11 protein-coding genes and 1 pseudogene are annotated in these 18258 nt (G+C 70.9%); 5 read left to right on the plus strand and 7 right to left on the minus strand.

All coding sequences use genetic code 11. From position 1 onward, the window contains the following. Window positions 1-75 precede the first annotated feature (75 nt). Together ACFJIX_RS14685 and ACFJIX_RS14690 are read right to left on the minus strand one after the other, a co-directional pair. A complete protein-coding gene (locus ACFJIX_RS14685; protein ID WP_377161256.1) occupies window positions 76-1116 on the minus strand; it encodes a hypothetical protein in 1041 nt (346 codons plus the stop codon). 24 nt (window positions 1117-1140) lie between these two features. Next, the gene (locus tag ACFJIX_RS14690) at window positions 1141-1896 is read right to left on the minus strand and encodes a hypothetical protein (RefSeq protein WP_377161258.1); all 756 of its coding nucleotides are present in this window, start codon (window positions 1894-1896) and stop codon (window positions 1141-1143) included. Window positions 1897-2125: 229 nt separating this feature from the next. Here ACFJIX_RS14690 and ACFJIX_RS14695 point away from each other — a divergent pair, with 229 nt between their 5' ends. The 4 genes from ACFJIX_RS14695 to ACFJIX_RS14710 are packed head-to-tail and all read left to right on the plus strand — an operon-like array spanning window position 2126 to window position 9060. Further along, window positions 2126-4021 carry a tetratricopeptide repeat protein gene (locus ACFJIX_RS14695; protein ID WP_377161260.1) on the plus strand — a complete coding sequence of 632 codons (1896 nt, stop codon included), beginning with the start codon at window positions 2126-2128 and terminating at the stop codon, window positions 4019-4021. Further along, window positions 4005-5180 (plus strand): CHAT domain-containing protein, encoded by a 1176-nt coding sequence (locus ACFJIX_RS14700; protein WP_377161262.1) that lies wholly within the window; start codon window positions 4005-4007, stop codon window positions 5178-5180. The genes ACFJIX_RS14695 and ACFJIX_RS14700 overlap by 17 nt, the downstream gene beginning before the upstream one ends. 38 nt (window positions 5181-5218) lie before the next feature. After that, on the plus strand, window positions 5219-5893 hold the full coding sequence (locus ACFJIX_RS14705) for a FecR domain-containing protein (RefSeq protein ID WP_377161264.1): 675 nt from the start codon (window positions 5219-5221) through the stop codon (window positions 5891-5893). Next, complete coding sequence (locus ACFJIX_RS14710) at window positions 5893-9060, plus strand: EAL domain-containing protein (protein ID WP_377161266.1); 3168 nt, start codon at window positions 5893-5895, stop codon at window positions 9058-9060. The genes ACFJIX_RS14705 and ACFJIX_RS14710 overlap by 1 nt, the downstream gene beginning before the upstream one ends. Before the next feature lie 54 nt (window positions 9061-9114). Here ACFJIX_RS14710 and ACFJIX_RS14715 read toward each other — a convergent pair. Then, a pseudogene (locus ACFJIX_RS14715) lies at window positions 9115-11101 on the minus strand (M3 family metallopeptidase). Between ACFJIX_RS14715 and ACFJIX_RS14720 the strand changes: the two are divergent. Continuing rightward, window positions 11028-11204, plus strand: a complete 177-nt coding sequence (locus ACFJIX_RS14720) for a hypothetical protein (protein WP_377162158.1) — start codon at window positions 11028-11030, stop codon at window positions 11202-11204. The pseudogene ACFJIX_RS14715 and the gene ACFJIX_RS14720 sit on opposite strands and share 74 nt — an antisense overlap. An 85-nt stretch (window positions 11205-11289) precedes the next feature. Here the strand turns inward: ACFJIX_RS14720 and ACFJIX_RS14725 are convergent, their stop codons facing one another. The 4 genes from ACFJIX_RS14725 to ACFJIX_RS14740 form a co-directional block, all read right to left on the minus strand. Next, a complete protein-coding gene (locus ACFJIX_RS14725) occupies window positions 11290-13410 on the minus strand; it encodes a methyl-accepting chemotaxis protein (protein ID WP_377161268.1) in 2121 nt (706 codons plus the stop codon). 158 nt (window positions 13411-13568) lie between these two features. After that, entirely contained in the window at window positions 13569-14081 is a 513-nt protein-coding gene (locus tag ACFJIX_RS14730; RefSeq protein WP_377161270.1) for a chemotaxis protein CheW, read from the minus strand. Between the two features lie 54 nt (window positions 14082-14135). Continuing rightward, window positions 14136-16040, minus strand: coding sequence for a methyl-accepting chemotaxis protein (locus ACFJIX_RS14735; protein ID WP_377161272.1), 1905 nt, complete (start codon window positions 16038-16040; stop codon window positions 14136-14138). 71 nt (window positions 16041-16111) lie between these two features. After that, window positions 16112-18253: a chemotaxis protein CheA gene (locus ACFJIX_RS14740; RefSeq protein ID WP_377161274.1), complete on the minus strand. Its 2142-nt coding sequence runs from the start codon at window positions 18251-18253 to the stop codon at window positions 16112-16114. Between the last annotated feature and the right edge of the window lie 5 nt (window positions 18254-18258).

Here is an 18258-nt window from a genome sequence, read left to right on the forward strand (position 1 = left end):
GCTTAGATGGGCGAGCGGCGTTCCCGGGTCGGCGCGCGGAGGCCGGCGCTGTCGGAGAACGCCGCGTCGCGGGCCTCAGGCCAATTTGGTGGGCGGCGCTGCGCCGGCGTGCAGGGCCGCTGCCTGTTCGACTTCCTTGTCCAGGCGCTGCGCTCGGGTGAACAAGCGCTCGGTGCGCTTGTGGATCAGGTCTTGAATCACAGGGTCGGGCTCGGGATCGATGGCAAAGGGCTCTGCTTCGGGGCGAGGCGCCAAGGCCGGCGCCTGACCCGCCGGCCACAGCGCCGTCCAGACGGCGGAAGGGAGCATCAGATCGTCATCCACCGCGCAGCGTGCCAGCGCCAGCAGCTTCGTCAGCTCGGGCGTGCGCCGGCCCGTCGTCGCGGATCGATCCACCTGGCTCGGCGTCGCGGGATCCTGGCCGGCGCGCTGGCACTGGGCCAGCAGACGCAGGGCCTGCACGGTGTCCGCCGACGACGCACGTTCCGCCAGGAACGCCGCGAGACGCGCCGGATCGAAGCGCAACGCAAGCAGGGCGTCCGGCAGCGAGGGGTCTTCCAGCTTGCCGGGACCCATGCGATCCAGCAGACCGCGCGTGACCAGGACCTCGCCCATCAGAAACGCCGGCCCGTCGTCTCCTGTGCTTGCAGCCGGGCGATGCAGTGCGTGGCGCGCGTTCCACCACGCGAGCAGCGGCTCCGCATGCTGGCCGCCGCTGAGGATGAAGCTGCGTCCGTCCTCGACCACCTTGGGTGTGGCTCGCACGGACTCACCGTCCAGGGTCAGCATCAAGGTGCCGCCAGGCTGTCGGTGTCGCAGATCGTCGCCCGGTCCCAGCACCAGCTTGCGGCCTGCGGCTGAACCTTCTCCGCTGCCGATCGCGTTGGTGCGGACGCTGGCCGACAGGCCGGGCCGGTCGAATCCTTGCGGTCCTGCCGCGGCGCGGAGGAAGCGTGGTCCGAAAGGTTCGAACACGTCGTTGTCCATGTAGCAGCTGACGAGGCTGATGTGATCCGGCAGGGCCGGCATCTCCAGCCCGTCTTCCTTCGACAGCGTCCTGACGGCCTCGACCGCCACCGCGGCCAGCGCCTCGGGGTCGCGACCGGACAGGCGCATGCCGCCGGTGGCGGGGTTGACGGATCAGCCGCCTCGCAGCACCACGCGCAGCGAGGGCGGACGGCTCGACGCCCAGGGCGCGACATGCGGGGCCGGCAGCACGCGGCTCTGGCCTGCGGCGTCGATCTGCAAGGCGCGCACGCGGGGCAAGTCCTGGCACTTGACGTCCGGGATGAGGTAGGGCGAGAACTGCACGATGTACACGCGCTCGTGCTTCGCGGCGATCGGCGAACCCCCGGTGGACGTGTCCGCGCCATAGAGGTTGATCGGCGCCCAGTTGGCGACGTGCCGCTGCGGGGGGCGGCCAGGACACAGGAGCGAACGCAGTTCCCGGAGGTGGTGGCGCGGAAAACACCACAAGTCCCGGGCGGGATTGAACCGGCCGACGACGAGCTTGCTGGTCTGCAGGACGTCGCCGTCCAGCGCGAGCCGGGGAGGCAGGGGCCAGTAGGTGTCGCCCACGTCCATCGGAGCGTTTTGGAGTCGTTTCAGCAGATGCAGCGTGCCGGCGGCGAGCCGTTCCAGCCGGGGCAGGCCGGTGCCGTCCGCGCCAGGCACGCGCGGGCGGAACCGGAGCTCGGTGGCGCGTCCAGGGTCGCCCCCTGTCAACCGGGCGAGCCCGGCGTCGAGATCGACCGCGCAGCGGCAATCCGGACCCAGGTAGTCGACGAGCGCTGCCAGGTGGGGACAGTCCTTGAGCGCGACGGATCCGGGCGCGGGCGAGGCCGGCTCCAACAGGGCGTCCGCGGGGTCGGCGGAGGCGGGGGTGAGGGAAGGCAAGGAAAGCAATCGAAGCTCCGAACGTTTTGGCGGGCCGGCTGAGTGGTGCTTTCCCTGCCGATGGACACTGAGTCGCGGTGTTGGGCGGTGCAGATCGTTCGGCCTAGGATGGTCGCCAACCCGGCGATGTCCGGGACAGGAGCCGCACAAGATGTTGGGAACGCGCCGGACACCGACGCGGCGTCGATGCGCGCCGACACGAGCCTTCGGACAGCGAACGGCGGCGTGGGTGATCGCCGGCGCGGCGCTCATGGGGTTCGCCTCGGGCGTGCGCGCGCAGGAGGAGGCGTCCGGCAGCGCGGCCACCGAGGACGTGGATCCGCAGGACGCCCTGGCGGGCGGGCTCAGTGTGGAGGAGGCGCGTCGGCTGCTCGCCGAGCCGCTGCCCGATGCGCCGGATGCGCGTTATGCGCTCCTCCAACGGCAATGGCCGGCCGCGCGACGGATCGAGGACCGCGCCCGCCAGATCGAGATCGCCCGGGCGCTGATGACGCTGGGCCGCGGGAGGCCCGACGGCGAGGGCTGGATCCGGCTCTACCTGATCACCGAATACACCTGGGGCAGCTCCGGCGCCGCGCTGGCGGCCTGCGAGCCGCTGCTGGCCGACCGGCAGCTCAGCCCGGCCGTGCGCGCGGGCGTCGCGCTGCGCCAGACCTACTTCCTGGCCAACGGGAGCCAGGATCGCAATGTGATGCTGCGGGCCTGGAGCCGCGCCGACGCGCTGGCGGCGGAGGCGCTCAAGCAGCAGCCCGCGCTGCCGCTGACGATCGACCGGCTGCAGGTGCGCTCCGAGGTCGAACGCCTGACCGGCGACGGCGCTGCGGCGGTCGCGACCTTGCGCCAGGCCGTCGCGCGCTCGCGGGAACTGGTCCGCAGCGACCGCGAGCAGCGCGTCACTGCGGAGACGATGCGGCAATGGCAAGGCTGGCTCGACGGCTCTCAGGGGATGCTGGTCTATGCACTGGTCGCGCAGGGGCGCACGCGCGAGGCGGCCGACATCGCGCAGGACAACCTTGCCCTGTGGCGGTCCGGTCAGCTGGAGGAAGGCCCCGGCGCCCGCTGGCACTACCGCGCCGCGACGGCGCTCAACGCCTCGCAGCAGCACGAGGAGGCGCTGGCCGCCGCTCGGCAGTCCGAGGCGATGCTCGCCAAGGCGAATGCGTCGGCGGCGAGCCAGACGCGCTGGCTCGCGCGCCAGGAGATCGTCCGGGCGCTGCTCGGCCTCAAGCGCTGGGTCGAGGCCGATCAGGCCTATCGTCAGTTCCTCGACGAGCTCGGCGGCGACGGCGTCGCGCGCAGCCGGGCGCAGGACAACCGGCTGAGCGCGCTGCTGGCGGCCAAGGCCGGCCGGCTGGACGAGGCGCTGGAGACGGCCGAGCGGACGCTGCGCTACCGCACGCGGATCTACGGACAGGACCATCCGCAGACGCGCGAGAGCGCCGGCGTGCGCGCGGTCGTGCGGCTGCTGCGCGGCGACACGGGCGGCGCGATCAGCGACTACGAGCAGCTCTTCGCCGCGACGCTGGACCGCAGCGACGGCTGGGTGGACCTGGACGCGCGCGGCTTCCGGGGCTTCGTGCTGGGACTGGCCTTCGACGAATTCCTCGCGCATGTGGCGCGGCGCGCGATCGCGGGCGAGACGCTGCCGCCGGCGATGGTCGACCGCGCGTTGCAGATCGCCGACCGGCGCAAGCTGGGCAGCACGCAACGCGCGTTGGCCGACAGCACCGCGCGGATGCTGGCGGCGACGCCGCAATTGCGGGGATGGCTCGATGAGGAGCAGACGCTGCGCAAGGCCGCGTCCGGGCAGTACAGCCAGGTGGCCACGTTGATCGCGGACGAGGACAAGCTGCGCAAGGAGTTGTCGGGCGAGGCCTTCAAGGCGCTGCCGAAGGAACAGCGCAAGCCGCGCGAGGATGCGCTGAAGGCGCTGCGCCAGCAGCTGCAGGCGCAGCAGGGCGTGGCCGCCACGGCGCGCGAGGCGCTCGCGGTGCACCGGCAGAAGCTGGCCGCGGCCTATCCCGCGTACGCGGACCTGATCACGCCGGCGACGCCCGGCGCGGCCGCGCTCGAGCGGCCGCCTGCGCGCGGGCGAGGGCCTGCTGGTCGTGCACGCGCTCGATGAACAGACGCTGGTCTGGCTGCTGCGCGCCGATGCGCCGGCGCAGTTCCGCGCGGTGCCGGAGGGCGCTGCCGCGCTGGCCCGGCGCGTGAAGGCGCTGCGTCAGCGGCTCGACCTCAGCGCAATGCCGGCCGGGCGCGAGACACCGCTCGCACAAGCGTTGCCGGAGCTGCACGCGCTCCATCGCGAACTGCTGGCCCCTCTCGACCGGCAGGGGCTCCAGACGCTGATCGTCGCGGGCGATGGACCGCTGGCGGGGCTGCCGCTCGCGGCGCTCGTGACCGAGACGCCCTCCGCCGGACGGCCCGCCGCCTGGTTGTTGCGGCAGCACGCGGTGGTGCAGCTGCCGTCGGGCGCCTCGCTGCAGGCGCTGCGCCGTGCCGGCCCGCTGGCGGCGGCGCCGAAGGCGCTCCTCGGGTTCGGCGATCCGGCGTTCGATCGCGGTGCCGCCTCGCAGACATCGCGGGTTTCGCAGACCCGGCAGGCCAAGCCCGGGGCCGACGCCCGCCCTCTGCTCGCCCCGACACCCACGCGCGCCGCCGGCAGCTACGACGCGCAGCTCGGCTTCCGTTATGCCGACATTCCGCCGCTGCCGGAGACGCGCGCGGAGCTGCTCGCGATCGCGCGCACGCTGGGCGCCGATCCGGTCGCCGATCTGCGCCTGGGCGCGGCCGCGACACGCACCGCCGTGCTGACGACGCCGCTGGCCGATCGGCGCGTCCTCGCCTTCGCGACGCACGGCCTGATGCCGGGCGAGCTGCCGGGCATCTCGAAGCCGGCGCTGGCGCTGGCGGCCGAGGCGGACGACGCCGCCTCGCCCTTGCTCGAACTCGACGACGTGCTGACGCTGCGCATGAACGCGCAGTGGGTGCTGCTGTCGGCCTGCAACACGGCGGCCGGCGAGCAGGGCGGCGCGGCGATGTCGGGGCTGGTGCGCGGCTTCTTCTTCGCCGGCGCGCGGTCGGTGCTGGCGACGCATTGGGCGGTGGAGTCCGCGTCCGCCGCCGCGCTGACCACCGCCGCGCTGCAGCCGGCCGAGACGCGCGCCGGTGGCCTGCGTCAGGCGCAGCTCCGGCTCGCCGACGGCCAGGAGGGGCAGGGGCGCTGGACGCATCCGTACTACTGGGCGGCCTACGCGCTGTTCGGCGACCCGGCGCAGTGATGATGTCGGCCGCCGCATTCACCCGCGATGAACACACCATGACCACAACGATGACACACGTGATGAGGGATGCCGCGCTGATCGCGGCGGTGACGATGGTCTCGCTGGCCGCGCGGGCGCAGGCCTGCGAGGTCGCCGCGCTGGCGGGCGACGCGACGCGCATCGTCTCGGGCCAGGCGCGGCCGCTGAAGCTCGGCGAGTCGGTGGGCGAGGGCGCCCAGCTGCGCACCGGCGACAGCGGCCGCGTGCGGCTGCGCTGCCCGGACGGATCGAGCCTGGTCGTCGGCGACCGCAGCCAGCTGACGCTGACGAAGCTGAACCTCGGCACCGGAGGCACACCGGGCTATGCGGACGGCGCGCGCGATGTGTCGCTGCTGTTGGAACGCGGCCTGCTGGGGCAGAAGGTCACGCCATCCCGTTCGGGCAAGTGGGAGGTCCGCACGCCGTCGGCGGTGACGGCGGTTCGCGGCACGGAGTTCCTCGTGGAGGTCGGCGACAACGAGCAGACCTCGGTGCACGTGCAGTCCGGGCAGGTCGCCGTGCTGCCGGGACCGCGCGCCGCGGGCCGCACCCGCGGACTGGGCGCGCAGTTGCCGGTCGTCGTCGACCGCGCCGGCGGCACGGAATGCGACGTGTCGCAAGGCTGTGCCGCCGCGACGCCATGGCCGGCGGACAAGGTGCGTGCAGTGCTGGATCGCCTGGCGGGGGTCTGATGCGCTGGCCCTCGCGTTGGGCATGGGCCCAGATGATCGTCGCGCTGCTGGTCACGGCGGCGGTGGCGATGCTGTGGCTCTCGCGCTTGCAGGCGGGGCCGCTGGCGCGCCTGGACGGGCTCGTGCAGGACGCGCAGGCGCAATGGCGCGGCAGGCTGGCGCCGGGCACGGCCTACCCGATCACGCTGGTGCGTTTCGACGACGCCAGCGCCGCGCGCTTCGGCGGCATGGCGCCTGGCCGCCCGCTGCTGGCCGACGCGATCACGCGGCTGCAGGCGGCCAAGCCGCGTCTGATCGCCGTCGACATGCTGCTGCTGGACGCGAAGCCGGACAGCGACGCGGTGCTCGCGGCCGCGATGCGCGGCGGCGCGCCGGTGCTGCTGCCGTTCGCGATGCCGCCGGGCACCGGTGGGATCGGCGGCAACGGCGGCAACGGCGGCGGCGTGGGCGTTGCCGCCGGTGGCGCTTCGGCGCCCTCCGGAGGTGTTCCGTCGGGCCTGCTGGCGCAGGCCTTCATGCGCGCCGAAGGGATGCCGCGCAGCGCGCTGCTGCCCGAGCGCGCCGATGCGCCACCGGAGCCGCTGCTGTCGGCGGCGAAGTCGCTCGGCCATGTCCAGGCCGAGCGCGACGTCGACGGGACCCTGCGTCACGACCTGCCGGCCTTGCCGCTGGACGGCGAGGTCTATCCGTCGCTGGCCGTGCGCATCGCCGGCGACGCGATGCGCCAGCCGTGGTCCGAGGCCACGCTGCGCTGGAGCCGCGACCTGCGCTGGGGCTCGTTGCGGGTGCCGCTGGATCTGCTGTCGCGTCAGGGCGTCAACTACTACGGTCCGGCAGGCACCTTCCCGTCGGTGACGGTGGCGGACCTCGTCGACGGCAAGGTGCCCGAGGAGGCGCTGCGCAACCGCATCGTGATCATCGGTGTGTCGGCACTCGGCGCCGGCGACCATTTCCCGAGTCCCTTCGACGCCGGCCTGCCCGGCATGGAGCGGCTCGCCACCGTCGTCGACAACATCCTCACCGGCCGCACGCTGACGCGGCCGTCGTGGGCGTCGCTCGCCGAGCTGGCAGCGCTGCTGGTGCTGCCGCTGCTGTGCGCGTTGCTGCTGGCGCGCGGATCGCTGTGGCGAGGGCTGCCGGTCGTGGCGCTGCTCGTCGGCGGCGGCCTCTACGGCGCGCAGTGGGCCTTCGAGGAAGAACACCTCGTCCTGGCGCTGGCCTATCCGCTGCTGGCGGTGGCTGCGGCGAGCCTGGCCGCGTTGACGTTGCGGGCCCTCGCGGATCAGTCCCGCCGGCGCGAGGCGCTCAAGCGCCTGACCGTGAGCGAGGGGCGTTACGCGCTGGCCGCGCTGGGCGCGAACGATGGGTTGTGGGACTGGGACATCGCCGCGGACCGGCTCGACGTGTCGGCGCGATGGCTCGCCTTGATGGGTGATGCCAGGGCGCCGGGCGAGGAGCCCGGTGGCGGCACGAAGCGGCGTTTCTGGCGTCGAGCGGCCAAGACTGCGGCGCAGGAGATGACGCGCGGCAGCATCGAGCGCTTCACGCGTCCGCTGGACGAGCCGGCGGCGGGGCTGTTCCGCGCCGATCTCGACGCGCACCTGCAAGGCCGCAGTTTCCAGTTCCACCATGTGCTGCACTTCGAGCAGGGCGGTCAGACGCGCGCGTTGCTGGCACGTGGCGTGGCGGTGCGCCAGGACGGCCGGCCGGTGCGCATGGCCGGCTCGCTGACCGACTTCAGCGAGAACGAACGCCTGCAGGCCCAGGTCGCGCACGAGGCGCTGCATGACCGGCTCACGGGACTGCCGAATCGCGCGTTGTTCGTCGAGCTGGTGGCGCAGCGGCTGGCCAATCCGACGCCCGGCGTGCCGATCGGCGTCGCGCTGGTGGGCCTGGACGATTTCCGCGCGTTCAACGAGCGTCACGGCCTGCTGGCCGGCGACGCCGTGCTGATCGAGAGCGCGCGTCGACTGGTCGGTGGAACGGGACGGACGGCCCGCGCCGGACGTGTGGTCGCGCGGCTGGGCGCGGACCAGTTCGGCCTGCTCTTCGAGGCTCGCATCGAGGCCGGCGCGCTCGTCGATCGCGTGCCCGAGTGGGCGCTGGCCCGCATCGAGGAGCCCTTCCTGTTCGAGGCCCTCGACGCTGGTCTGGGCGCGGAAGCGACGGCAGCCATGGCGGCGTCGCCGGGCGGTCCGGTCGCGCGCACCGGGGCCCATCGCCTGACCGCCTGCGCGGGCTGGGCGTTCACGGGGCAGGGCAACTTCAGTCCGGACGACCTGATGTCCGCCGCGGAGAGCGCGCTGGCGCGGGCCAAGGCGGCCGGTGCCGGCCATGCGCGCCTGTTCGATCCGGCGCAGCAACTGGTCGAGCAGTCGCGGCGCTGGGTGAAGGAGAACATCGCGCGCGGTCTGGAAGCGGGCGAGTTCCAGCTCCACTACCAGCCCTTCGTGAGGCTGTCGGACCGCGCGCTGCTCGGCTTCGAGGCCCTGATCCGCTGGAAGCATCCGACGCGCGGCATGGTGATGCCCGGGGACTTCATTCCCGTGGCCGAGGAGAGCGGCCAGATCGTCGAGATCGGCCGCTGGACGCTGATCGAGGCGGCCCTGCAGCTGCGACGCTGGCGCGAGATCGGCTTCAAGGGCGAGATCGCGGTCAACGTGTCGGGTGTTCAGCTGGAGCGGGACGACGAACTGCTCAACGACGCGCGCGAGACGCTCAAGGCGCTCGGCGACGTGCCGGCCGCGCAGCTCAAGCTCGAGGTCACCGAGAGCATGGCGATGGCCAATCCGCAGCGCAGCGCCGAGGTGCTGCAGGAACTGGCGCGTATGGGCTTCAAGCTGTCGATCGACGACTTCGGGACGGGGTACTCGTCACTGGCCTACCTGCACCGCTTCCCGTTCGACACGCTGAAGATCGACCGGAGCTTCGTGATGCGGCTGGGCGCCGGTCGCGAGTCCCGCGAGATCGTGCGAACGATCGTCGGTCTCGCCGACGCGCTCGGCAAGCAGACCTTGGCCGAGGGCGTCGAGGAGGAGGCGCAGGCCGCGCTGCTGGAGGAACTCGGCGTGCAGGTGGCGCAGGGCTGGCTGTTCGCCAAGGCGCTGCCGGCGGACGACGCGAAGCGGCTCATCCAGACGGTGCCGTGGAAGAAGCCGCCGGGCTGATCCCGAGGCCGGCGTCGATGCCGGCCCCCGGGGGGCCGGCTGACGCGGCGAACGTCAGGCCATGCCCTGATGCCTCAGCAGCGCGTCGATGCGCGGCTCGCGACCGCGGAAGGCCTTGAAGTTGTCCATCGCGTCGCGAACGCTGCCCATGGACAGGATCTCGTCGAGGTAGCGCCGGCCCGTCGCCGGGTTGAACACGCCTTCTTCCTCGAACGCGCTCCAGCAGTCGGCCGAGAGCACCTCCGCCCACTTGTAGCTGTAGTAGCCCGCCGCATACCCGCCGGCGAAGATGTGCGAGAAGCTGTGCTGGAAGCGGTTGAACGCCGGCGGCGGCAGCACGGCGACCTCGCCGCGCACCTCGTCCAGCAGTTCCTGCACGCGCGTCTCCGCGCCCGGCTCCGCATGCAGGCGCATGTCGAAGAGCGAGAACTCGATCTGGCGCAGCGTCTGCAGCCCGGCCTGGAAGTTCTTCGCCGCCAGCATCTTGTCGAACAGCGCGCGCGGCAGCGGTTCGTCGGTGTCCACGTGTGCGGACAGCTGCTGGATCACTTCCCACTCCCAGCAGAAGTTCTCCATGAACTGGCTCGGCAGTTCGACGGCGTCCCACTCGACGCCCGAGATGCCCGACACGCCCAGCTCAGCGACCCGCGTGAGGAGGTGGTGCAGGCCGTGGCCGCATTCGTGGAAAAGCGTCGTGACGTCGTCGTGCGTCAGCAGCGCCGGCTTGCCGTCGGCGCCCTGCGGGAAGTTGCACACCAGGTGCGCGACGGGGATCTGCTCGGCGCCCGTGCCCGCCAGGTCCGGCCGCGCCCAGCGGCTGCGGACCTCGTCCATCCAGGCGCCGGGTCGCTTGCCGGTGCGCGCATAGAGGTCCAGGTAGACCTGCCCGATCAGCCGCCCGTCGCGGCGCAGCTCGCAGAACTGCACCGACTCGTGCCACACCGATGCCTTCGCCGGCACCAGCTGCACGCCGAACAGACGGTCGACGATGCGGAACAGTCCGTCCAGGACGCGAGGCAGGGTCAGGTATTGCCGCACTTCCTGGTCGGAGAACGCGTAGCGCGCCTCCTTCAGCTTCTCGGACACGAACGGCAGGTCCCAGGCCTGCAGGTCGTCCATGTGCAGCGCGGCCTTGGCGAAGTCGCGGAGTTCGTCGAGATCGCGCAGCGCATACGGACGGGCACGGCCGGCCAGGTCGCGCAGGAACTCCAGCACCTGCGCGGGCGAGGTCGCCATCTTGGGCACGAGCGAGGCCTCGGCGAAGCTGGCGAAGCCCAGCAGGCGGGCTTCCTCCTGGCGCAGCATCAGCAGTTCCTGCATCAGCGGGCCGTTGTCCCAGTCCGGCTTGTCGCCGAGTTCGCTGGCGCGCGTCACGTAGGCGCGGTACAGCCGCTCGCGCAGTGCGCGGTCCTCGGCGTACTGCATCACCGGCATGTAGACGGGGAAATGCAGCGTCAGCTTGTGCGTGTCCGGATCGGTGCTGCCGTCCTTCTCCGCCGCGGCGCGCGCGTTGGCGATCACGTCGGCAGGGACGCCTTTCAGCTCCGACGCCTTCGCGAGGTAGCTCCAGCCGTCGGTGGCGTCCATCACGTGCTCGGAAAAGGCCTGGCCGAGTTCGGCGCTGCGTTCCTGGATCTTCGCGAAGCGTTCCTTGGCCTCGCCCTGCAGCTCGGCGCCGGACAGCACGAAGTCGCGGATGGCGTGCTTCAGCAGCTGGGCGCGCTCGGGCGTCAGGTCGGGGCAGGGCGGCGATGGCCTTGTACTTGGCGTAGAGCGCCTCGTTGGCGCCGAGCGCCGTGTAGAACTCGGTGACCGCCGGCAGCATCGCGTTGTAGGCCTCGCGCAGCGCCGGCGTGTTGGCGACCGCGTTCAGGTGGCCCACGGCGCCCCAGGCGGTGCCCAGGCGCTCGGAGGCCACGTTCAGCGTGCGGGACAGGAAGTCGTAGTCGGCGGGAGCGTCGGAGGCCGTGACCTGGTCGAGCGCTTTCTGGGCCTCGGTCAGCAGCTCGGCGATGGCGGGCTGGATGTGCGAAGGATCGATCGCGGCGAAATCGGGCAGCGGCGCGGTGGAGAGCAGGGGGTTCGCGGCAGGAGATGCGGCGGCTGGCGCGGCGGCGGTGGAGTCGGTCATGCAGGCCTCGTGAGTCTGACGAAATGCCGGGACAGTGTCTCAGCCTTTCGCGCGCGGATGCGCGGGAGGTTTCTATCGTGGGGGCGGCGTCCGGGCTATCAAGCCGGACCGGCCGCGCACGAGATCTGCATTCTCTGCCTCAGAACGTCTCCCAGTCGCCATCGTCGGCGGCCGGCGCGGGCCGGGGCGGCGGCGGGGCGACCGGCGCTGCGGGCTTCGGGGACGACTTCGGCAGCGGCTTCGGTGCGGCGGCCGACGACGCGGGGGAGCGCTTCGGCGAGGGGGCTGCCTTCTGCACCGCGTTCGGCGCGCCGGACTTCAGGGACTTCGAGGGCGCCGCAGGTGACGCGGCGGCGGACGTCGGTCGGGGCGCCGCCGCGGACTTCACAGGCCGGGCGACCGATGCCGTCCCGTCCGTGCCCAGGCGGAAGACCGACACGATCTCGGTCAGCCGGTGCGCCTGGTCCTTGAGGCTCTCCGCGGCGGCCGCCGATTCCTCGACCAGCGCCGCGTTCTGCTGCGTCATCCGGGTCCAGTTGCACGACGGCGTCGTTGACCTGCGCGATGCCGCTGCTCTGCTCGGTGGACGCGGCGGTGATCTCGCCGATGATGTCGGTCACCCGCTGCACGCTGCCCACGATGTCGCTCATCGACTCGCCCGCCGCCTGCACCAGCCGCGAACCGGCCTCGACGCTGGTGACGCTCGCGCCGATCAGCGTCTTGATCTCCTTGGCCGCCTCGGCGCTGCGCTGCGCCAGCGAGCGCACTTCGCTCGCGACCACGGCGAAACCGCGGCCCTGCTCGCCGGCTCGCGCGGCTTCCACCGCCGCGTTCAGCGCCAGGATGTTGGTCTGGAACGCGATGCCGTCGATGGTGCCGATGATGTCGTTGATCTTCCTGGAACTCGCGGTGATCTCGTCCATGGTCGAGACCACCTGGCCGACGACCTCGCCGCCGCGCGCCGCGGCGCTGGAGGCGCTCGACGCGAGCTGGTTGGCCGTCTGGGCCGCGTCGGCGGTCTGGCGCACCGTCGCGGTCAGTTCCTCCATCGACGACGCCGCCTGCTGCAGGTTGGATGCCGTCTCCTCGGTGCGCTGCGACAGGTCCTGCGAGCCGATCGCGATCTCGCTGGAAGCCGTCGTGATCGAGTTGCTGGCCGCGCGCACGTCCAGCAGCATGCGCTGGATCTTCTCGGCGAACAGGTTGAACGAGGACGCGATGCGGCCGACCTCGTCGCGGCCGCCGGCAGGCAGGCGCTGGGTCAGGTCGCCGTCGCCGGCGCTGATGTCGTCGAGCGCGGCGCGCACGCGGTCCACGCCGCGCAGCATCGCGCTGATCGTGCCCGTCATCGCCAACGCCGCGACCGCCATCATGACCAGTGCCGTGATCACGGCGGTGCGCAGCAGGGCGCTCAGGGACGCCAGCGCCTCATCCTTCTTCGCCGCGACGAAGAGCTGCCAGTCGGTGTCCGCGATCGGCGTGCCGCTCACGAGGAAAGTATCGCCACCAACGGCCGCCTCCACCCAGCCAGCGGCCGGATCGAGCGCCGTGGCCAGCGCCTGCGGCGTCAACTGCTCGGAGATGGCGGTGGCGTCTTTCAGCGCCAGCTTGGCGTCCGGGTGCGCGACGATCTTGCCGTCCTTGGACATCAGGAACGCGAAGCCGCCGGGCGTCGGCTTGATCGCCTGGACCGTCGCGACGACGTCGTCGAGGAACACGTCCGTCGCGATGACGGCCTTGGTGCCGCCGCCGCCCTTGTCCGCCGCGGCAAAGGTGACGACCAGCCGGCCCTTGGACGCATCCATGTAAGGCGCGGTCAGCACGGTGCCCGACGCACCCGCCGCGCCGGTGTACCAGGGCCGCCGCGTGGGGTCGTAGTCGGCCGGCAGGTTCTGCGGCGTATTGAAGACGATCTTCTTGTCGGCGAAACCGACGTAGGCGGCCTCCAGCCGGCCCGACTTCGCCGCCTGCTGCAGCAGCGGCACCGGATCGGCGGCCGCGACGGCCGGTTGCAAGGACGCGACGATGTCGCGTTGCGAGCGGACCCACTGGCGGATGGCGTCGGAGCGCGCCGCGGCCAGTTCATCGAGGGATTGGGACACTTGCTGGCGCGTATGGCCCCGCACGGTCACGTAGTTGGCGACGGTGATCGCCAGCAGCGTCAGGGCGACGATGCCGACGCCCAGCGCGATCAGCCGGGTCTTGATCGAGTCGAACATGAACGGGCTCCTTGGCTTGTGCCTGTTGCCTGCTGGCGGCGCCGGGCCATCCGCTCTCTGGCGCCATCCCCCCACGAACCACTCTCTCTGCACGCGCCTTGATGGCGCGGACCGACCAGAAAAAACGCCCGGTCAAGCCGGGCGTTGTCGTCGTTCGGTCAGGCGACCGTCATCGCGTCCATCAGTCCCATGTCCGCGCTGGACATCAGGCCCTCGATGTCGATCAGGATCAGCATGCGTTCGGCGACGGCGCCGATGCCCATGATGAAGCTGGTGTTGACGGTGCTGGCGCTGAGTTCCGGCGCCGGACGGATCACGTCGCGGTTCAGTTCCAGCACGTCGGACACCGAGTCCACCACCGCGCCGACGACGCGGTTCTTGACGTTCAGCACGATCACGACGGTGAAGCTGTTGTATTCAGCCGTCGCGCAGCCCAGCTTCAGGCGCAGGTCGACGATCGGCACGATCACGCCGCGCAAGTTCACGACGCCCTTGATGAAGTCGGGCGCGTTGGCGATGCGGGTCGGCTGCTCGTAGGAGCGGATCTCCTGGACCTTCAGGATGTCGATGCCGTACTCCTCCTGACCCAGGCGGAAGGTGAGGTACTCGCCACTGGCGGGGGCGGCATTCGCGGCACCTTGCGGGACCAGCGCGCCAGAGTTCGCTTGCACGACTTGCGTGCCGGTTTGTTGGACGATTTCCATGTGTTGACCTCGTGCGGCTGATTAGAAGGTTTCCCAGTCGCCGTCATCGGCGGTGGTGGCCGGTGTTGCCGGCTTGGGAGTGAACGGTGCGGGCGCGGCCTTGGGCGAGGCTGCGGGCTTGACGATGGCCGGCTGGGCCGCGGTCGTCGTGGTGGATCTGGCGGCGGCCGTTGCGGCCGGCTTGGCCTTGAACGCGGCCTTCGCGGCAGCGGGCTTGGCCGGCGCGGCCTTGCTCTCGAACCTGGCGGCCGGCTTGACCGGCGCCATCGTCGTGGCGGCTGCGACGGTGGACGGGGTGGCCGGCTTCGTCTCCATGCTCGACTTGGCGGTGAACGCCGTCGCCGAAAGCGCCGGCGCGTGGCCCGACACACGGAAGCGGTCGACCACGCCGCCCAGGCGCTCGGCCTGGTCCTTCAGGCTTTCGGCCGCGGCGGCGGACTGCTCGACCAGCGCCGCGTTCTGCTGCGTCATCTGGTCCAGGTTGCTGACGCCCTGGTTGACCTGGCTGATGCCGTCGCTCTGCTCGCTGGACGCGGCGGTGATCTCGCCGATGATGTCCGTCACGCGCTGCACGCTAGAGACAATGTCGCTCATCGTGCTGCCCGCTTCCTGCACCAGGCGCGAACCGGTCTCGACACGTTCGACGCTGGCGCCGATCAGGGTCTTGATCTCGCGCGCGGCTTCCGCGCTGCGCTGTGCCAGCGAGCGGACCTCGCCGGCCACGACCGCAAAGCCGCGACCCTGTTCCCCGGCGCGGGCCGCTTCCACGGCGGCGTTCAGCGCCAGGATGTTGGTCTGGAACGCGATGCCGTCGATCGTGCCGATGATGTCGCTGATGCGCTTGGAGCTGGCGTTGATCTCGTCCATCGTCGAGACGACCTGGCTCACCACCTCGCCACCCTTGGCCGCCGCGCCGGACGCGGAGGAGGCGAGCTGGTTGGCGGTGCGCGCCGAGTCGGCCGTCTGCTTGACGGTGCCGGTGAGCTGGACCAGCGAGGACGCGGCTTCCTGCAGGTTGGAGGCGGTCTGTTCGGTGCGGCTGGACAGGTCCTGGTTGCCCGTGGCGATCTCGACCGAAGCGGTGCGGATCGAATCGGCCGCCGTGCGCAACTGGCCGACCATCGATTGCAGCGCTTCCTGCATGTGGTGCAGCGAGCGCATCAGCTTGGACGCCTCGTCGACGCCTTCGACCGGCTTCATCGTGCGCGAGAGGTCACCCTCGGCAATCGCGGCGGCCAGGGCCTCGGCGTCGGCCAGCGGGGCGCAGATCGTCTGCATGTTGAGCAGCGTGAGCGGCACCACGACGATCGCCGCGAACACCAGCACCAGGCCGAAGGTCCACAGCACGCCGCCCTGGGTGCTTTCCATGCCCTTGCGCATCGATTCCGACTGGGCCTCGAGGCGCGTGGCCAGTTCTTCGAGCTGCTTCTCGGCCTCGACCACCTGGTCCTTGGCCGGTTGCAGCAGCCGGTCGGCGACCGCCGCGTGGTCGTACGCACCGGCTTCCAGTTGCGACACGACGTTCGCGGACTTCGCGCCGTAGGTCTCCAGCGCGGTCTGCAGCTTCTTGATCGCGTCCTGGTCGTCGGCACCGCTGAGCTTGGCGAGCTCGGCAAGCTGTTCCGAAGCCTTCTTGCGGGCGGCATCCCACTTGGCGTGGCGCTCCTTGACCACCTCGGGCTTCTCGTAGTTGATGATCATGTCCTTCTCATGGACACGGAGCTTGCCCATCGTGCCCGCGAGGTCGCCGAGCAGATTGCCGCGCGCGGTCGATTTCTCGAGGAACTCCTGCGTCTGGCCGCGCATCGATTGCATGCCGAACAGGCCCACGCTGCCGACCACCATCAGCAATGCGAGCACGATGCCGATCGCGCCGATCATGCGGGTCCGGATGCTGAATTGACGCATCAACGCGCTGAAATTCATGTCTACCTCTTATGCGTTGGGCGTCGGCCTTCCGGCCGACGTCCTCCCTGATTCAAAGACGCCCGGAAATCTCAGTGACGCGAGCGGCGCACCAGGCTGCCCACGTCCAGGATCAGCGCCACGCGGCCGTCGCCCATGATGGTGGCGCCGGAAACGTCCGTCACCTTGCGGTAGTTCGCCTCGAGGTTCTTCACCACGACCTGTTGCTGGCCGAGCAGTTCGTCCACCAGCATGGCGACCCGGCCCCCCTCGGCCTCCACGACGACCATGATCGAGCTGACATGCTCGAAGTCGAAACGGGGCACATTGAAGACCTGCTCCAGTTCGACGACGGGCATGTACTCGTCGCGGACCTCGACCACGCGGCCGGAGCCGCCGACGGTCTTGATCGTGTCGGACTGGACCTGGAAGGACTCGACCACCGACGACAGCGGGAGGATGTAGACCTCTTCACCGACGCCCACGCTCATGCCGTCCATGATGGCCAGCGTCAGCGGCAGGCGGACCGAGACCTTCATGCCGTAGCCCTCGGCGGAGTCGATCTCCACCGTGCCGCCCAGCGAGGTGATGTTCTTCTTCACCACGTCCATGCCGACGCCGCGGCCGGACACGTCGGTGACCTGATCGGCGGTCGAGAAGCCCGGGGCGAAGATCAGACCCCAGACCTCCTGGTCGGTCATCGTGTCCGGCGCGTCGATCCCTTTCTCGCGGGCCTTGCGGATCAGCTTCTCGCGGTTCAGGCCGCGGCCGTCGTCGCGCACCTCGATGACGATGGAGCCGCCCTGATGGGAGGCCACCAGCGTGATCGTGCCCTGTTCGGGCTTGCCCTTGGCGGCGCGGTCGGCGGGCGACTCGATGCCGTGGTCGCAGCTGTTGCGCACCAGGTGGGTCAGCGGGTCGGTGATCTTCTCGACCAGGCCCTTGTCCAGTTCCGTGGCTTCCCCTTGCGTGACCAGCTCGACCTTCTTGCCGAGCTTGGCCGCCAGGTCGCGCAGCATGCGCGGGAAGCGGTTGAACACGACCGACATCGGGATCATGCGGATCGACATGACCGATTCCTGGAGATCGCGCGTGTTGCGCTCCAGATCCGCCAGGCCGGAGGCCAGTTGCTGATACAGGCCCGGGTCCAGGTTGCGGCTGTTCTGCGCCAGCATCGCCTGCGTGATGACGAGTTCGCCGACCAGGTTGATCAACTGGTCGACCTTCTCGACGGACACGCGCAGCGTGGACTGGTCAGGGCTCGCGCCGCCGGCGCGCGGGGCGACCTCGGTGCGCGCGGGCGCCGTCGGCTTGGCGGTGGGGGCCGGCACGCTGGCCTTGGGCGCTTCGGCCCTGGCCTCGGCTGCGGTCGCTTCGGGCACGCCGGGCGCGTCGTCGAAGAAGCCGTAGCCGGGGTCTTCGTCCTTCTTGGTCTCCACCGGCGCGCCGGGCGCGCCCTCATGGAAGCCGAAGCCTTCGGTCAGTGGCAGCAGCTTGACCTGCTCGCGCGAGACATGGAAGGTGAACAGGTCCAGGAGGTCGTTGTCGGTGCTGCTCGTCAGCACTTTGAAGCGACGCATGCCATCGGCAGGAATGCCGCCGTCCAGCGGCTCGATCGTGCCGAGGTCGGTGATTTCCTTGAACAGCTCGACCAGGTTGTCTGCCTGCTCCGTGTTGCTCAGCGGGCCGACGAGCAGCTCGAGCTGCCGGACGTTCGACTTGAGCGGGGCCGGTGCCGGAGCCGTCGCGGGAGCCGCGGCGGGCGCGGCCGAGGCGGCCGGGGCCGCAGGCGCGCGAGCACCGTCCAGCGTGCCGCCTTCCACCAGCGTGCGGATGCTGCTCAGCAGGGCGGAGGTGTCCACCGCGTCGGCGCCCGAGCCCTGATGCCGGGCCAGTTGCGCCTTCAGCGCGTCGCCGGACTGCAGCAGCACGTCCACCATCGGCGAGGTCGGCGCCAGTTCATGGCGGCGAAGCTTGTCCAGCAGCGTTTCCATCTGGTGCGTCAGCTCGGCCACGTCGTTGAAGCCGAACGTCGCCGCGCCACCCTTGATCGAGTGGGCGCAACGGAAGATGGCGTTCATCTGCTCGTCGTCCGGGTTCTCGATGTCCAGGTTCAGCAGCAGCTGTTCCATGTTGTCGAGGTTCTCCCCGGCTTCCTCGAAGAAGACTTGGTAGAACTGGCTCAGGTCGATGCCTGCGCCCAGGTTTGCGCCTTCGGAGGTCATATCTCCCATGAATC

Origin of the sequence: Roseateles sp. UC29_93 (assembly GCF_042695725.1) — a bacterium.
In the GTDB taxonomy this organism is placed as follows: domain Bacteria; phylum Pseudomonadota; class Gammaproteobacteria; order Burkholderiales; family Burkholderiaceae_C; genus Roseateles; species Roseateles noduli_A.